This window comes from Methanoregula formicica SMSP (genome assembly GCF_000327485.1).
Lineage (GTDB): Archaea > Halobacteriota > Methanomicrobia > Methanomicrobiales > Methanospirillaceae > Methanoregula > Methanoregula formicica.
In genome coordinates, this window is sequence record NC_019943.1 from 404,597 (window position 1) to 421,630 (window position 17,034).

Sequence of the window (17,034 nt, forward strand, 5' to 3'; positions counted from 1 at the left end):
CCTGGGCCTGTGTCTGCGGGTATTACCGCGCCTGCTTCCGTGCTGCGTTTGCCGCGTCCCGCTTCTTTGCTGCTGCGGTATAAATCGTGGCCAGCGTCCGGATATCTTCTGCAACCTCAGCCATATCGGTCTTTCTGCCATCGATGCTGGCAGGGGAGTACGGGATGTCCCCGGCCGCGGAAAAATCGTCTTCTGCCACCCGGAGGGTAAATGACCTGCCGATTGCCGGCTCGATCACCTCGTCCAGCGGATTCTCACCCCGGACGTTCACGTCAATGTCCAGTGCATCCTTCAGCTGTTCCAGCGTTGTCGTGGCAAAACCCGGCACGATGATCTCCCGCGGGTCGAATAGGTTGATAAATGTCAGCAGCTGTGCCCTCCCGCTGCCCGCATCCTTTCCTTTCACCGCGAAACCCGTGGTATGGAACCAGGCCCTGCGGAAATCTTCGTAGGTCTTTCCCGCTCGTAACCGTCTTGTCAGGATGGAGACGGTCCTCACGATTTTTTGTTGTTCTTCCGGCACCGGTATCCCTATGGCAATAATAGCAACGGGAATACTAAAGGATTGGCAGAATTGTGTAGTCCGCCTCTTACGGGGAAGAGAAGCGGTACGCGCCTTTCGGTACGTGGATCTCGAACCGGACACCGGAACCCTGCGTCCCGGTCTCGCTGATAGTGATCCCGGTGATCGAGAGGATCTCGCGGGAGAGGAAGAGGCCAAGGCCGGTATGTTTTCCAAATCCCTTCTGGAAGAGGTTCTTTTTGTCGGCATCGGAAATGCCGACGCCATTATCGCGGTAGGTGATGGTCAGGCCGGAAGGCCCCTCGCATGCCGAGAGCCCTATTGCCGTCACCTGTCCCCCATGGCGCAGCGAGTTCTCCGCAAGGGTATAGAAGACCTTGATGATGAGGGGATCGGCATAGACAGAGATCCCGCGGACCTGGACATCAACCGCTATCCCTGACAACGGCAGATTGGCAACGGCCGACCGGAACACCTCCCCCACATCCTGCCACGTTGGCTCTTTTACCCCGAGGTTCTCGTAATTACGGGTGAACTCGATCTGCCTCTGGATCGCTTCGGCCGCATCGTCTGCTTTTTTCAGGAATTCGGCCTTCTCCGGGTCCGTTACCTGCCCTTTTGTCAGCTCGATGAACGCCCGCAGGCCCATGAGCTGGTTGAGGATGTCGTGGCGGGTGATGGACGAGAGGGTGTTGAGCTTTTTTAAGGTCAGCTGGAGGGCCTGCTCGGTCTTTTTCCTCTGCGTGATATCCCGGATAACCCCGACAATAAACTCTTCCTGGGAGGCATTGACGTACAGGGCTTTCTTGGTCACGATCGTATGGGACTTACCCTGCGAATCGGTGAGGAGCTCCTCGTTCTCGTCCTCCTGCCGGGTCCGGAACACGCCACGGTCTTTCTCCACGAAGACCGCAGCCTCCGCCTCAGGGAAAACATCATGGTCGGTCTTCCCCACCAGATTCTCCCGGGAATGGCCGGTGAACTCGCAGAAACTGTCATTGACCGTGACAAAGCGGTGATCGTGGTCCTTGATGAAGAGGGGGTCGGGCATGGTGTTGATGATTGCATCAAGGTACCGGCGCGACTCCTTGAGGGCCCGCGCAATCTTCTTCTGGTGGGTGACATCCCGCACCGACTCGATTACCCCGGTCACTTCCCCCTCCTCACCGAAGATCGGTGTCGCGCTTACCCAGAGTGAGAATGACTTGCCGTCAGTGCGGGTGATTTCGGTCTCGGTCCGGACCGTGTTGCCCTCGAAATAGGCATGCGGGTACGTTCTTGTTATCGCGTCTTTATCCTGGTGGAGGACGAACAGGATCAGGCCGAAACCGGAGGTCCCCCGGACCCAGCTGGTGTAGACATCCCCTCCCTTTCCCATAACCGCAGATGCCGGAAGACCGCTCAGCACCTCCATGGCCCGGTTCCAGGCAACAACCGATCCCGTCTTATCGATTGCCATTGTCGGATCCGGAAGGAGGTCGATGATCGTTGCCAGGCGAAGGTTTGCCTGGCGGTACGTGTCGGCCACAATGAGGTGTTCTGTGATGTCCCTGCCCGTGATCTGCATGCCGGCAAATTCGCCATTCTCAAAGAACCGTGTCCCATGGAAATTGATGAAGATGTACTCCCCGTCCTTTTTCCGGATCCGGACGGTGAAATCCATGAACGGTGCTCCTTTTTTGAGGGTCTCAATCTTCTGCCATACCACATCCATATCATCGGGATGGACATAGTCCGCAGGTCCCTTTCCCACGACATCGGCCGCCCCGATCCCGAGGGACCGGCTCACGGATGGGGAGACGTAGGTGGCCTTCCCGGTTGTATCCGTCAGCAGGATGATATCGGAGCTGCGCTCGATAACGCCGCGGTACTTCTCCTCGCTCTCGTTGAGCCGCAGGGTGAGCAGGGAGACGACAGCTGCGACAAGGACGAAGAGGATGACCTGCCCGACCGCAAGAAGGATCGCGTAGTGTGCGCCCGGCTCGAACCAGAGGACCAGGGAGAAATAGGTGAGCGAGAGGGTACAGGAGAAGAGGATGCCGCGGCGGGGGAAGAAGTACGCCATGAGGATGATGGGGATGTACAGGAGATGCGGGAGGATCCCGGGTTTCCCGACAGAGAATCCGAGGCCATTCAGGATAAGGACGGCCAGTGCCAGAAGAAGGATGCCGAGTGCCAGGAGCCGCGGCCTCATTTTTATCCTTGTGATAAGGGAACGGTCCATAGGTGGATCAGCAACGGAGTGCTGAGAGTTCTGCCTGGTTTCTGGTCACGGTGATCACAAAAAGCTGGTGATTGAATGGCAACAGTTCGCCGGAATTATAGACTTCCTGCAAGCGGTCTCCCTGCGGGCAGCGGGAGTATAGGGGACGGCCGCTCGCCAGCCCGGTCATGACTGGCCGCCCTTCCGGTACCGGCTCTCCGGAACAACAATCTCGAATCGGGTCCCATTGCCCGGCACACCGGTCTCCCGGATGGAGATCCCTGTAATCGAGAGGATCTCGCGGGCAAGGAAGAGGCCGCTGCCGCCTTTCATCGCCTTGTAGTCCCGGCCGAAAATCTTCTCCTTGCCTGCCTCCGGGATGCCGGGACCGTTGTCCTCGATGGTGATGGTGAGTTTTGCGGCCTCCTCGCGGTACCCGATCCGGACCTCCGTTGCCCCTTTTCCATGGTGGAGGACGTTCTCCATCAGGATGAAGAAGACATCCTCGAGGAGCGGATCGGCAAAGATCTCCAGTTCGTCAAGCTCCGTGACCCGGGAGATTTCGGAAAAGTCCAGATGGGAGAGGGCATTGAGCAAGACGATCTTCACGTTCTGCCACCGGGGCGGGTTGATTCCCAGTTCCTGGTATTTCTTTGCAGCTTCCATGGCATGCCGGACCGCGTGGAGGATCCCCTCGCTCCTGCCAAGGTAGGTTCCCACCTTCTCCCCCGCGGGATCCTGCCGGGCAAGCGAGAGATATCCCTCCAGGGAGAATACTGCGTTCCGGAGATCCTCGAAGGTGAGGGCGTTTAAGGAAGTCAGTTTCCGGCGTGCCTGCATCAGTGCCTGCTCGCTCCTGTTCAGTTCCTCGTATTTCTCCCTGAGCTCCTCTTCGGCAGCGGTAAGCTGGGCGTATGCGGCATTGATCTCCTGGTAGTTCTCCTGAAGCTCTTCCTCGGTTGCCGTCAGCTGCTCGTAGGCAGCACTGAGTTCCTGGTTATTAGCCACCAGCGCCTCCTCCGCCCGCGTGCGGTTTTTCACCTCGGCCTGCAGGCTCTCGTTCTGCTGCGAGAGTTCGGCAGTCTTTTTGCGGATCTCCCTCCTGAGGATAACGCTCATGATCACAAAGAGACCGGCAAGGACGGCGACTGCTGCGAGGCCCCACAAGACCCGGGCCGGGATAACCTCGCCGGTCCCTTTCGTGCCAAACCACTTCTGCATCGCATTGTTGTACGTGGAAGCGGGATCGGCTTTTCCTTTGGCAAGGTAGCGGTCGATGACGGGAAGGAGATCCTGGTTTTTTCCTTTTTGAACGGCAAAACCGAACTGGGTGGGATTGAACATCACGGGAGTTGCGACAAGGCCGTATGTTTTTGCATCTTCGTGAGCTCCCGTGTTGTAGACAACGAGGGCATCCACCTCTCCTTTTACTGTTGCAGAAAATATCTCAGCCGGTGTATCTTTTTCCAGCAGGGTCACATTCACATTGAACTTTCCTGCATAATCCCGGAAGCCGATCCCGCTTGCCGCTCCCCTGACCGAAGTGATTTGTTTGCCGTCAAGGTCAAGGATCGTATTGATTCCGGACCCGGGACGGGCATATACCTGCGACCATATGGAAAGTGCTGATTCATTGTTGAAATCATACGTTTTCAGGCGCTCCGGCGTGCTGGTCACTCCCGGCAGAAGATCAATCTCGCCCGAAGACAGGCGCCCCCAGCTCTCTGAGAGCGTTCCGGGAACCCAGATGACATTCCAGCCTTCCTGTGTGGCAATGTCCTCGATGATATCAACGAAAAAACCCGATGGCTTTCCCTGCTCATCGGTAAACAGGGTGGGCCTGAGATCTGTATTGGCTATCCTGACGTCGCGTGCAGAGGCTGACGGTATGATAAGCTGGCTGAAAAGCAGGATCACTGCCGATAGGATAAGCGCCTGTTTCAGCACGCGGGCCGTCCTGGAATAGGGCAGGGGCCGTATTGTTGCACGGGGGCCGGTCAGCACACGTTTACCCTCGGGAGTGCCTTGTTGCACACACCATGAATGCTGTGAGGTAGCCTGCAATCTTTAAAACTCTTTTGGGAAGCCTTGCCTTTATCCGTCCCCCTGAACGAACAGGGTTCCGGGTGTTCCGGGGTACCCTGTGCGCTCAGCTTTTTTAGGAGATGCATGGCAGAAAGTGCCCGGGCTGCACCCTAGGATACAAAAAATTATTTTCGTTTTGCGAGCAGGCAGATCATGCTGTGCGGGCCGTATTTTCCGGTAACTTCGCGGGTCGCCAGTTCGCGGATGGTAAAATACGGTGCAACGAGATCGCGGATCTCGTCCTCGGACGAGAAGTAGAGTGTTGTCCCGATCCCCGTTTCGCGGTATTTCCCGGTACCGCCAAACTGTGGATCACTTTCAGCAAAACAGGCCGAGAAATATGTCGCATCTGGCCTCAGCAACCGGTGGACATTCTTGATGTAGGTCTCGCGGTCTTCAGGGTAAATATGGTGCAGGAGTTCCCAGTCAAAGGCGAACTCAAAGGTTCCTTTCACTTCGTGGACATCCCCGAGGAGATCGGCAACGATGAACCGGCACATGGCACCCCGCTGCATGGCCTGGTTCCGGGCAAGGGCGATTGCCGTTTTCGAACTGTCAACCCCGATGATATCGAAGCCCATCGCTGAAAGGCAGATCGTGTAGTTACCCGCTCCGCACCCGAGATCAATGGTCCTGCAGGGGGCAACCGTATCCTCTTCGAGAAGGCGCGTGATCGGCCCGGGCAGCGCCTCGAGGTTCCACGGGATCTTCTCCAGCGGCATGGTACGGTAGATTTTGTCGATGTCGGGATACTTCATGCAGAAAACTCCAAAAAAGAATGGTTACGGATTATTTCCCCAGCCAGCCGAAGATCCCCCGGCTCTGCTGCTCAGCAGATGAGACCTGGCCAAGACGGGTGTTCTCCAGCTCCATGATGGCAAGCTGCTCCTGCAGCATGGCCCGGGTCTCTTCATCGAGCGACTCGTTTGCCATGAGCTGCTCGATCTGGCGGATGCGGTTCTGGTTCTGAACACTCAGGTTGGCAAGTTCTGCTGCAGAAGTCTGGTCGCCGCCAAAGAAGAACCGGCTCACTGCGTCCCGGTTCCGGATCCGCTCCTCGAGCTGCCATGACTGCGAGGCGGAGTTGTTGAACTCGCGGGCAACAGCGGATACCTGCGACCCGATCCCTCCCGTGATGTTCTCCATGGCAAGGAGCGTGTGGACCGCAAGCCGGACCTCGTTGGTTGTCGTGGACCACCCGGCACGGACCGGGGTTGCGTTGCGGAGCGTTGCATTCAGGGCGTTCCGGTCACTCCGGATCTTCTCCCGCACCTGTGCGGTATTCCGGCCGGGTGTTCCATTGGTTATTACCATGACGTGAATCTGCTCCCGGTCCTGGGTCCGGTTGAGCACGGGCACACCGGACTGGTTGCCGGTCTGGTCCCGGAGCCGGATCTGCTCCTGCAGGGTCTCGCGCACCTGCATGACCGTATCGTTGATCTCACCGGCAATTCTTCCGATGGCTGCACCCTGGCCCGGCCCGGCATCTCCGGCATTTTTTCCGGCGCCCTCATTTGCTGCGCCCGCAGGCAGCGCCATGGCAGACAGGCACAGGCAGATGATGAGGAAAAGGGTAATGCGTTTCATGAACAATCCCTCCTTTTTTAGTAATAGCACCATTATGCATCCGGATTATTAATGTTCTTCCGGAAATCCCGGGGGGGAAACCAAAACGGGAAAATCCTTTCAAAAGATGTTTCAGCAGTTCCGGCAAACAGGATGGTATACATGACCGGCAGGGAAAAGCCATGAGATTCTGTCTTTCCACAACGCGGCTCATCCTTGACGATCTCACGGCTGCCGATCTCGCCAATATCCAGGCGATCGCCCGCGACCCGGATTTCCGGAAATATGTGCTCATCTGGCTTGACACGGACGAACAGATCGCAGCGTTCCTGCAGCACGCGATGGAAGGGGCGAAGAAAACGGAAGGCCGGCTCGACTACGTGCTCGCAGCACGGGACCGGACAACGCGGGAATTTGCCGGCCTCACGTTCATCGAGATCGATCCGGCACAGCGGAGCACTGCTGAGATCGGGATTGTCCTCCTCCCGGCGTTCTGCCGGAATGGGTACGGCTCGGAGATCCTCCGGGCGTTTCTCAAGTTTGGTTTTGAGACGCTCGGGATGCACCGCGTGTATGGGAAGTGCGACGAGCTGAACCGTGCCTCGGCCCGGCTTATGGAGAAGTGCGGCCTTGTGTACGAAGGCACCCTCCGCGAGCATGTCTGGCTCCGCGACCACTGGCGCTCGACCCGGTATTACGGGATGCTGGCGGGGGAGTACGCGGCCGGGAGAGCCTGATCCGGAAATTACCTACACTCTTTTGCCATAATGAGTGGACGGGGATTTCTTGTACTACTCTCCTGCCTGTGATATTACCCTGAGGGTAAACGGTGCATATTCGCTCCCCCCATGCGGTGTCTGTGTGACTGCGCTGAAACAGTAATCGCCGGGTTGTACGGTGGGATCAACCGTAAACGCCATGTCTGGCAGAAAACTGGCAAAGCTCCTGACCGTGAAGTTCGCCGGGGTGACGGTTGCGTGGATCCCTGCAGGCCATGGGGGGCCTTCATCCTGCCTGAGCGGGCGGTGGTCCGGGTGGCAGGGTGCCGGAATAAGGGAGAGCGTTGCCGTTCCGGTATCGAGCTCCCCCGTCCGGATGGCGAACGGGGCATGGCCGGACCCGCCCTGTGGGATCACGAGCACATCCTGGCAGTAGCCCCCCCCGGTCTGGTAGAAGTGCCACAGACCTGCGCCACTCATCGGGCTCCCGTCATCGAGGGCTAAGCGGACCCAGTCGTCTGTAATCGCATCCGGTGCCCCCTCAACATCGGCATGGATATGGATCCAGAAGTTCTCGTGAAGTTTTATGCCGGGCTTCACCCGTGCAGTTAGCTCCGCTTCGTATACACGATTCGGTTCTGCACTATACTCCCCGGGTTCGATACTGATGCTGACGTTTCCCCCTGTTGACAATGGTTCGGTACTGTATAGTCCGCTGACCCGGGAGATTGTATACCTGACCGTACCTTTGCTCATGTTCCGTGAATAGTATGTATAATTGATTGATTGCCAGGGGTCGGGATTGGGAACGCTCTTGGATCCCTGGTAATCGAGCATGCCCACCAGCAGGTAGTCCCCGCTGAATCCACCGACAGGTTCTGTCAGCAGGGCCTCTGTGCAATCAAGGCAGCCGGGCTTCAGTGCAGGTGAGAGCTTGCGGGGATCGTACTGGTCCGTGTTTGAGATGCCGGAGCCTGATCCGCACTGGACTTCGGTCTCCTGCGGGACGCTGAAGACAAAATGGCTGTCCGGAATTCCGGTATTTACTTCAATCGTATCATACCGGATAATCCGGCTCACCTTGTCTGAAGGGTAATACGTTGAGATGTTCCATGCAAGGCCGGTCCCGGGATCGACCCAGGCCTGTATCCTGGAGGTTACAACCCCTGAGTACTCTGCTGACCATGGTTCCGTCACGATCTCGATACCATAAAGCGTGCGGCCGTTCTCCGTCATAGTCCCGATAACAGAGTAATTCCCGGACTTTATCATCCGCTGCACCATGTCCTGGTAATCATATCCGTTGAGAAATTTCCGGTCAGGATGGATTTGGTACTTCTTCTCGACCGGGTTGTAATCGATGGCCATTGTCCGGTTAACGAAATACTGTGTTCCTGACGGGGGGCTCCCGGATTCGATGAACTCCATCCGTATGCTGCCGGGAGCTTTCCACTCATACCTGACTCTTCCGTCCGGTTTTATCATATGGTATTCCGAACGGTAATCCTGGATCTTCTCCGCATTCGTAAGAAAGGTTGTCTGGAGATCAACCGGTCTGGGGTTTGTTTCCGGGCCGGTCGTACAGCCCGGAATTGTTACGCAGATAACAATGAGGAAAAAAACGGTGAAAATGAAGGGCGGAAGATGCGAAACCATAAAGTATTTTTTAATTTATATTTAATATGGTTTGTGTTGCCGCTTTCCGGGCATCGTCCGGGCCGGGAAGGAGTATGATGATTACGGGAAGGTAATGGATTGGAAAGAAAACCTCACCGGACACCGGCCAGGAGATGGCTCTCCGCGATCCTCATCGGCATTGCGTGCGGGGTTGCGGCGTACCTGTTCATTGTCAATTTCACGACAGCATTCTCTACAGCGCAGTGCGGGCTCCCGCCCATGGATATCCAGGTCATGAAGCTTGGGCCGGATGGTACCGTGCAATGGAAGAGCCGGATCGACAGTGGCGAAGACGACCCGGCGTACGAGATTGTCCCTGTTTCCGATGGCGGGTATGTCCTTTCAGGACGAAACGATTTCCGGATCCACCTTCCGGCAGCCCGGCTCATCCGGCTCAACAGCAGCGGAGGTGTGGTATGGGACCGGTCCTACCCGGAGTACCAAGGGGCGTTCCACGGTCTCTTCCCGGGCCCGGCCGGAGGGGTTGTAACCGGGGCGATCTCTCCCGGGAAAATCCTTGTCCTGGATGCGGACGGGAATGTCAGCCGTGAAATACCCTTTGCAGGCTATGAGTACTCCTCGATCATTGCACCCGATACCGATGGCGGGTACTTTGTGCTGGCAGAGAATTTCAGCCGGAGAGACTCCTCGCTTAAGAGCCTTGGTCCCGATGGCCGGGAACGCTGGAGTCGCGATGCCCTCCCTCTTATCGCTCTTCACGAACGTTCGATCCTCCCGGTCTCCGATGGCGGCTGCCTTGTCGCGGGATACGCGGATGATGTGCAGGAACTCAATTACTTACGGTTCGATAGCAGCGGCAGGGTCGTGTGGAATGCAATGCTCGGGAAATCGTGGGACAACCGGCCAATCCTGATGGCCGAGATCCGGCCGGGAACGTCCGAGATCCTGTACGAATCGGCCCGGCAGTCTGGTCCGCCTCCAATAAATATCCTGGAGACATTTTCCGCAACGTTCGATGACAACGGTACGCTCGTGCAGCAGTGGATGCCAGACATTTCCCCGCCAATAACAAAGACTCCCGGGCAGGATTACCTTGCTGTCCGGTTCCGCGAGAAAGATGCCGGGTCGTCGTACGGCTACGGCACCCCGCACCTTATCGTGAGGATGAGGGAAGACGGGATGTTTGTGTGGCAGACACCGGTCCCTTCCGACTGGCGTGCGGTCATCCGGATCGTCCCGACCCGTGACGGGGGTTGCGTGGTCCTGGGATCCAGTATCCAGAAGTCGGGGGTATTCTCTTGCTCCGGGTGAGGGCGGAGGTCTGCGGGAAATGATCCGTGGGCGCCCATTCAACAACTGTTTCTTACGCACCGTTCTCTCATGTTAATCCGGGTCCTTTACGGCCCCGGATTAGCTTTTCGGAGGGTCGTTTTCCGGAATTATCTGCAAAAACGGGTGCACTTTTGCTCAGGATTTTCAGATTCCTGCGTATATTCGTTTTTACGCAAATCGGACGAAAATGCGGGCATAAAATCAAACGCTAATGTACGCTTTTGGATAGCGAAAGTCCAGCCGGATCGGGCTGTCCTGAAACCACGAAATTACCGGCCCGCCAAACGCATCTACGGGCGTCTTTTTGCAGGGTGACTTTTGGCAGTTTTCCGTACCTGCAGGGTTGGGTGGAGATGGGGGAGATCGTGCGCTGGAATGTTGCTAAATATGGTGGGTATTATTCCCGTCGGAGAACGGGGATTTATTCCCTGAATTAGTGCTGTTTTTCTGCGAAATAGTGTTACTCCGGCGGGAAAAGAGGGAAAACGGAGGCTGAAATGGGGCCGGATTGGGGACGGTCATCAATTATTGGTTATTGACCTCCCAACAAATCGCCCCCCTCTTTGGGGGCAGGGCTGGCGCAAGGGGGAAGAATCGTTGAAACTACGACAATGAGCAAATTGTGGCAATCATGAAACTGCTATCAATTTATTTATACAAAATTTTTGGAAATTCTTTTTGCAAAACTCTGAAAATATCACCAACACTTTCGATAAAACTGATTAAAAACAAACGCATCATCAAAACGATCAAACAGCAATTGTCAATGAAAAGAACGCAATCAAATGTGAAATCGTCATAGGGAAGAATTAGTGTTTTCAAAATTCTAATCATTGTACCGATTAATATCAGGGAGATGATGACAATCGCTGAACCAGAAACATCCTTGAGAATTTTTTGAACTCGCTTGTTGTTCATCCCTCTCTGGAACATTATTCACTTCTTGGGAGGGCGGATCAGGATTGACCCACTCAACTATCTTTTTATTTCCAATATAAATAGGAACGTTTACCTGGCTTTATGTGGCTTCATGTGGATTTTGCTTGAATCATCCCACGATCACCTTTATCACCCTTCCCATCAATAGTTACAGACCCAAGCTTGGACCCCTCTGTACAGAGGGACGGCATGGTGCAAAGACTATGGCAGAAGTGGTCGAGGTTTTAGTACCCGGCGGAAAGGCAACAGCTGGTCCACCCCTTGGACCTTCGCTCGGACCCCTCGGTATCAACGTGAAGGCCGTAGTCGACGAGATCAACAAGAAGACCGCATCCTTCAACGGCATGCAGGTCCCTGTCAAGATCGAAGTCGACGCAAAGAAGAACTTCACGCTGACAGTCGGCATTCCGCCGACAACGGCACTCATCAAGAAAGAGGCCGGTATCGAGAAAGGTTCTGCAGAGCCCAACGCCAAAGTGGCAGGCAACCTGCCCTTCGAGGCCGCTGTAAGAATTGCCAACATGAAACTCGAAGGCATGCTCTCCTACGAGCTCAAGACTGCCGTCAGGGAAGTCGTGGGCACGTGCGTGAGTGTCGGAGTTACGGTCGATGGCAAGAAACCAAAAGAGGTTTTGAAGCTCATCGCCGAGGGCAAGTACGACAGCCAACTCGCGAAATAAACGCGTGAAAACCATAGGAGATCGGGAGAGAGTCCGGTCGCAGAACTATGGAGGAATCAGATGGTTGATAGGGCCAAGATTTTAGACGCCGTGAAAACGGCGATTGAGAAGGCGCCAAAACGCAAGTTCTCTGAGAGCATTGACATAACCATCAATCTCAAGAACATCGATATGGCGCAGCCGAAGAATCGTATCGACGAGACGGTTCTTCTTCCCCACGGTTCCGGCGAGAACGTCGGCATCTGTGTTATCGGGAAGGGAGACATCGTCACGCAGGCAAAGGATGCCAAAGTCGACCTGATCATCGGCCCTGAAGAAGTTGAACGGCTCGGGGGCGCACCCCGCGAGGCCCGGAAGGTAGCAGGCAAGTACCGCTACTTCCTGGCAGAGACCGCGGTCATGCCCCAGGTCGGTCGGTACTTAGGTCCCCGGCTCGGTCCGCGGGGCAGGATGCCGATGCCGATCCCGGGCGGGCAGGATATCCGCCCGATCGTCGAGCGTCTGCGCAACTCGGTGAAGATCCGTACAAAAGACAAGACAGTCTTCTCCATGAAAGTAGGGTCAACGGCAATGAAGCCGGAGCAGGTCGCTGAGAACATCGAAACGGTCGTCAAGAGGGTCGAGTCTGTCCTTGAACAGGGCCCGCTCAACGTTCGTTCCGTCTTCGTCAAGACCACGATGGGTCCCTCCGTGAGGCTGGAATAATGGCGCTCTACACGCACCACCTCCCCTCGTGGAAGAAGGACGAAGTCGCTGAGATCAAGAAGAACGCAAAGGAGTACAAGCTCATCGGGCTTGTCGACATGTACGGTATCCCCGCCCAGCAGGTGCAGCAGATCCGCCGGAACCTCCGCGGAAAGGCTGTCATCAAGATGACGAGGAACACCCTCATTAAGCACGCGTTCGACGAGATTGGCGGGGACTTGAAGAACCTCACGAAGTACCTCTCCGGTCACTCGGCGATCATCTTCACGAACGACAACCCCTTCAAGCTCTACAAGCAGCTTGAGAAGACCAAGACCAAGATGGCGGCAAAAGCGGGCGAGAAGGCACCCGAAGACATCGTCGTCCCCGCGGGGCCCACGAGCTTCAAGCCCGGCCCGATTGTCGGTGAGCTCCAGCAGGCCGGTATCCCGGCAGCCATCGAGGGCGGCAAGGTCAAGATCCGCGAGACCAAGACGGTCGTCAAGAAGGGCGCCGTCATCAACCCCAAGCTTGCAGCAGCACTCGTCAAGCTCGACGTCAAGCCGATGGATGTCGGCCTGATCCTCCAGGCAGCCTTCCACGAGGGCAGCGTGTACGAGCCGTCGGTGCTGGCAGTTGACGAGACGGTCATCCTCGGACAGATCGCGCTCGCAAGCCGGCAGGCAACTGCCCTCTCGATCGAGGCAGCGTACCCGACGAAGGACACGGCAGCAGCGGTCCTTACAAAGGCAGTCAGGGATGCACGTGCGGTTGCGATCGAGGCAGCGGTCTACGAGAAGGATGTTGTCGATGCGATTATCGGCAAAGCGCAGAGAGAAAGCCAGGTCCTCAAGAACCTGGTAAAATAATATTTGAGATAACTAACAGGTGATTCACGATGGAGTATATCTATGCAGCACTTCTCCTCCACAAGGCAGGAAAGAAGGTCGATGAGAACGGCGTCAAGGCAGTCCTGACCGCCGCAGGTGTAGCAGCAGACGAAGCACGCATCAAGGCACTCATTGCCGCCCTCGACGGCGTCAACATTGAGGAAGCCATCAAGGCAGCCGCAGCAGCACCGGTCGCCGTTGCAGCAGCAGCACCCGCAGCAGCCGCAGCAGCACCCGCCAAGGAAGAGAAGAAGGAAGAGCACAAGAAGGAAGACGAAGAGAGCGGCATGGCAGGGCTCGGTGCCCTGTTCGGCTGAAACTCCTCTTTATTTTTCTTTGTTTTCTTACAATCTCTGAATTATTATCATTCTGTGATTTCAGAGTAATTGTTTTGTTCCTTTGTTTTTATCAAGGATTATGACCTATTGGAAATCAAATTCCCGGTTACTGGGAATGCATCTTCCGGTAATTAAAATCTGATCATTTTAGCCCAATTCTCTGGTTATCTCTGGTTATTTTATATTGATAACGAAAGATTGAGTATTTGGAATTTACATTATCCATATATAAGACAGGAATATACCAATGAACGATGGGTTCACGCTTTGGTTTACAGGATGGTCGGGCTCAGGAAAGACAACACTTGCCATCGAAGTAGAGAAGTCCTTGAAGAAATATGGTATTCCATACGTCCAGCGGCTTGACGGGGATATTGTCCGTCGGGATCTTTCCCGGGATCTTGGCTTTACAAAAAAGGATCGTGACGAGAACATCCGGCGGGTAACATTTGTTGCCGAATTGCTTAGCAAAAACGGTGTTGCAACACTGGTCTCCTTTATCTCTCCCTATCGTGAAGCACGTGCAACCGCAAGGTCCAGATGTCATAATTTTATCGAAATTTTCATGAAATGTGATCCAGAGATCCTGAAAAATCGTGATGTAAAAGGGTTTTACCAGAAGGCAAAAAACCAGCAGATACATAATTTTACTGGTGTCAGTGATCCTTATGAAGAACCACTGGATCCTGAGATCACCATCGATTCAGGCAGATTATCTGTTGCAGAGGCGCGGGATCTGATTATTCAGCATCTAAAAAATAAGGGATTGATGGGGTAGTGCGGTTTCGCATGTATTCTGCCTTATCTTAGAACAATTAATAAAACTCTCTGCAACTAAGTCTGTTAACACGATCATGATGATAATCGGATCCGATGTCCGGTTTTTCATAAGAAGGTGCGCTTCACGCCATGACCAACGGTGAACGATATACTCTTTCAACAATTCAGGCATTAGAAGCTGAGAGTATCCATATCATCCGTGAGGTTGCCGCCGAGTTTGAGAACCCGGTCATGCTCTATTCCGTGGGAAAAGATTCATCGGTCATGGCTCATCTTGCCATCAAGGCATTTTATCCTGAGAAAGTGCCTTTTCCTTTTCTGCATGTTGATACCGGGTATAAGTTTCCGGAAATGTACCAGTTCCGGGATGAATTTGTCAGGAAGAACAATCTCCGTCTTGTAGTATACCGGAATGATGCGGCATTCAATTCCGGGATGAATCCACTTGAGTTCGGCACGGTCAGATGCTGTGCAGAACTGAAGACAAAAGCACTGCTGGATGCCTTGGCGAAAGGGGGCTACGACGCGGCTTTCGGGGGATCGCGACGCGATGAGGAGAAGTCCCGTGCAAAAGAGAGAATATTCTCTTTCCGTGACCAGTACGGACAATGGGACCCGAAAAACCAGCGGCCGGAACTCTGGGATATTTATAACGGAAAAATCAACAAGGGAGAGTCAATCCGTGTTTTTCCCCTCTCGAACTGGACGGAACTTGATATCTGGACATATATCCACCACGAAACTATTTCAGTTGTTCCGCTCTATTTTGCGAAAAAGAGGCGGATTATCCGGCGCGGCGGGCAGATAATACCGGTATACCCCGATACAAAAATCCTGAATGGCGAGGAAATTACCGAATGCATCTGCCGATTCAGGACGCTCGGCTGCCATTTCTGTACCGGGGCTGTGATGTCTTCTGCATCAACGTTACCGGAGATTATCGAAGAGATGATGGCCGTGCGACATTCCGAGCGGATCACCCGGATTATCGACCATGACCAGGACAGTTCAATGGAGCAGAAGAAGCGGGAGGGATACTTCTGACAACGCTCGAAGTTTTACTCGAACGCAACGAGAAGAATGATCTTCTTCGGTTTGCGACTGCAGGCAGTGTGGATGATGGGAAATCAACCCTGATTGGCCGCCTCCTCCACGATTCCAAGTCAGTCTATGAAGACCAGCTTGATGCGATAAAGCAATATTCTTCTAAAAACCGCGAATCAAAAATAGACTTCTCTCTATTTACGGACGGCCTCAAATCGGAGCGCGAGCAGGGCATCACTATCGATGTAGCTTACCGGTATTTCTCCACTCCCAAACGACGTTTTATTATCGCCGATACCCCCGGGCACGAACAGTATACAAGAAACATGGCAACCGGGTGTTCGACATCATCGCTTGCCCTGATACTGGTTGACGCAACAAAAGGGATTGTTACCCAGACGCGGCGACATTCATTCATCTCCTCGCTCCTCGGCATTAAACATTTTATCGTTGCTATTAACAAGATGGATCTTGTCAGTTACTCAGAAGAGGTCTATACCCGGATAACAGACGATTTCCGGGCATTCTCTGATAAGCTTCCTGTTGAGTCTATCCAATTCATCCCCATCAGTGCACTTAACGGGGATAATGTAATCACGCGAAATGGGAAGATGCCATGGTATCAGGGCCCGGCTCTCCTGGATTATCTTGAGACAGTAAATATCTCAACGTGGCGGAACCTGATCGATTTCCGGTTTCCTGTCCAGTATGTCAACTGGGGTGGCAAGGGAAGCGGGATGCGAGGGTACTGTGGGACGATTGCGTCTGGGATTATCCGGCCCGGAGAAATCATTGTGGTTCTGCCTTCAGGCAGGGAAAGCCGGGTGAAGAAGATCCTTACGTTCGAAGGCGATCAGGCATATGCTTATGCACCTCAGGCGGTTACTCTGTATCTTGAAGATGACATCGACATCAGCCGCGGGGATATGATCGTCCGGAAGAAGAATCTCCCGCTCCTCACAAGGAATATTGAGGCGAATGTTGTCTGGATGGATTTAAAACCTCTGGAGATGGGGAAGACTTACCTCATCAAGCATACGACCCATAGCGTCAAGGCGACACTCCGCACGATAGTTTACCGATTCGATCCGGAAGATCTTCACCGGAAATCTGCGGAAGTTCTTAATCTTAATGAGATAGGCAGGGTTACGTTCAGTCTCATGAATCCGATCTATGCCGATACTTATATGCACAATCGGCAGACGGGATGTTTCATTCTTATCGATCCAGTAAGCAATCTGACCGCAGGTGCAGGAATGATAACAAGGCGGCAGTGCAGGGATGATAGTGTGGCAGATAATCGTCGGACCACTAATCGTACATACTGGATTGTTGGCAATTATGAACGCGCTCAGGAGATATATTACCGGAAAAAAGAATCGGGTGAGAGTTGCATGTTTCTTGATGACGCGCTGCTGGCAGGCGGGATATGCGCGGATCTGTGTCTGCCGGGACAAAAGAATGCGTGGCTGTCGCGTGTTGCCCATGTATGCAGGGCTGCGAACGCGTCCGGCGTTTCCGTAGTTGTCGGGTCAGTGCATGCTCCTGATGACTCTGTCCGGAACATTATCGGAATGGGAAAGATGGATATTGTCAAAATATGAATCAGGATT

General features: G+C 54.4%; 16 protein-coding genes. 9 read left to right on the forward strand and 7 right to left on the reverse strand.

Annotation, left to right across the window (positions count from 1 at the left end; all coding sequences use genetic code 11):
* Nucleotides 1-22: 22 nt before the first annotated feature.
* From METFOR_RS02040 to METFOR_RS14390, 6 genes are all read right to left on the reverse strand, one after another.
* Complete coding sequence (locus METFOR_RS02040) at nt 23-523, reverse strand: hypothetical protein (protein ID WP_015284443.1); 501 nt, start codon at nt 521-523, stop codon at nt 23-25.
* Between the two features lie 67 nt (nt 524-590).
* Nucleotides 591-2,717 carry a PAS domain-containing sensor histidine kinase gene (locus METFOR_RS14380; protein ID WP_015284444.1) on the reverse strand — a complete coding sequence of 709 codons (2,127 nt, stop codon included), beginning with the start codon at nt 2,715-2,717 and terminating at the stop codon, nt 591-593.
* A 37-nt stretch (nt 2,718-2,754) separates the two neighbouring features.
* Nucleotides 2,755-2,916, reverse strand: a complete 162-nt coding sequence (locus tag METFOR_RS15475; RefSeq protein ID WP_015284445.1) for a hypothetical protein — start codon at nt 2,914-2,916, stop codon at nt 2,755-2,757.
* A complete protein-coding gene (locus tag METFOR_RS14385) occupies nt 2,913-4,730 on the reverse strand; it encodes a transporter substrate-binding domain-containing protein (RefSeq protein WP_015284446.1) in 1,818 nt (605 codons plus the stop codon). The genes METFOR_RS15475 and METFOR_RS14385 overlap by 4 nt, the downstream gene beginning before the upstream one ends.
* 206 nt (nt 4,731-4,936) lie before the next feature.
* Nucleotides 4,937-5,569 (reverse strand): class I SAM-dependent methyltransferase, encoded by a 633-nt coding sequence (locus METFOR_RS02055; RefSeq protein WP_015284447.1) that lies wholly within the window; start codon nt 5,567-5,569, stop codon nt 4,937-4,939.
* Nucleotides 5,570-5,600: 31 nt separating this feature from the next.
* A complete protein-coding gene (locus tag METFOR_RS14390; protein WP_015284448.1) occupies nt 5,601-6,398 on the reverse strand; it encodes a hypothetical protein in 798 nt (265 codons plus the stop codon).
* A gap of 161 nt (nt 6,399-6,559) precedes the next feature.
* Here METFOR_RS14390 and METFOR_RS02065 point away from each other — a divergent pair, with 161 nt between their 5' ends.
* Complete coding sequence (locus METFOR_RS02065) at nt 6,560-7,114, forward strand: GNAT family N-acetyltransferase (RefSeq protein WP_015284449.1); 555 nt, start codon at nt 6,560-6,562, stop codon at nt 7,112-7,114.
* Nucleotides 7,115-7,168: 54 nt separating this feature from the next.
* Here METFOR_RS02065 and METFOR_RS02070 read toward each other — a convergent pair whose 3' ends face one another.
* Complete coding sequence (locus tag METFOR_RS02070; RefSeq protein WP_148277569.1) at nt 7,169-8,581, reverse strand: LolA family protein; 1,413 nt, start codon at nt 8,579-8,581, stop codon at nt 7,169-7,171.
* Between the two features lie 270 nt (nt 8,582-8,851).
* Here METFOR_RS02070 and METFOR_RS02075 point away from each other — a divergent pair, with 270 nt between their 5' ends.
* The 8 genes from METFOR_RS02075 (at nt 8,852) to cysN (ending at nt 17,025) form a co-directional block, all read left to right on the forward strand.
* Entirely contained in the window at nt 8,852-10,045 is a 1,194-nt protein-coding gene (locus tag METFOR_RS02075; protein WP_015284451.1) for a hypothetical protein, read from the forward strand.
* A 1,163-nt stretch (nt 10,046-11,208) separates the two neighbouring features.
* Nucleotides 11,209-11,685, forward strand: a complete 477-nt coding sequence (locus tag METFOR_RS02085; RefSeq protein WP_048110754.1) for a 50S ribosomal protein L11 — start codon at nt 11,209-11,211, stop codon at nt 11,683-11,685.
* A gap of 60 nt (nt 11,686-11,745) precedes the next feature.
* On the forward strand, nt 11,746-12,390 hold the full coding sequence (locus METFOR_RS02090) for a 50S ribosomal protein L1 (RefSeq protein WP_015284453.1): 645 nt from the start codon (nt 11,746-11,748) through the stop codon (nt 12,388-12,390).
* On the forward strand, nt 12,390-13,238 hold the full coding sequence (locus METFOR_RS02095) for a 50S ribosomal protein L10 (RefSeq protein WP_015284454.1): 849 nt from the start codon (nt 12,390-12,392) through the stop codon (nt 13,236-13,238). Before METFOR_RS02090 ends, METFOR_RS02095 begins: the two co-directional genes overlap by 1 nt.
* Nucleotides 13,239-13,267: 29 nt before the next feature.
* Nucleotides 13,268-13,576, forward strand: a complete 309-nt coding sequence (gene rpl12p, locus METFOR_RS02100; RefSeq protein ID WP_015284455.1) for a 50S ribosomal protein P1 — start codon at nt 13,268-13,270, stop codon at nt 13,574-13,576.
* A gap of 268 nt (nt 13,577-13,844) precedes the next feature.
* Nucleotides 13,845-14,375: an adenylyl-sulfate kinase gene (gene cysC, locus METFOR_RS02105; protein WP_015284456.1), complete on the forward strand. Its 531-nt coding sequence runs from the start codon at nt 13,845-13,847 to the stop codon at nt 14,373-14,375.
* Between the two features lie 131 nt (nt 14,376-14,506).
* Complete coding sequence (gene cysD / locus METFOR_RS02110; RefSeq protein ID WP_015284457.1) at nt 14,507-15,421, forward strand: sulfate adenylyltransferase subunit CysD; 915 nt, start codon at nt 14,507-14,509, stop codon at nt 15,419-15,421.
* Nucleotides 15,418-17,025, forward strand: a complete 1,608-nt coding sequence (cysN, locus tag METFOR_RS02115) for a sulfate adenylyltransferase subunit CysN (protein WP_233504516.1) — start codon at nt 15,418-15,420, stop codon at nt 17,023-17,025. The genes cysD and cysN overlap by 4 nt, the downstream gene beginning before the upstream one ends.
* Nucleotides 17,026-17,034 lie beyond the last annotated feature (9 nt).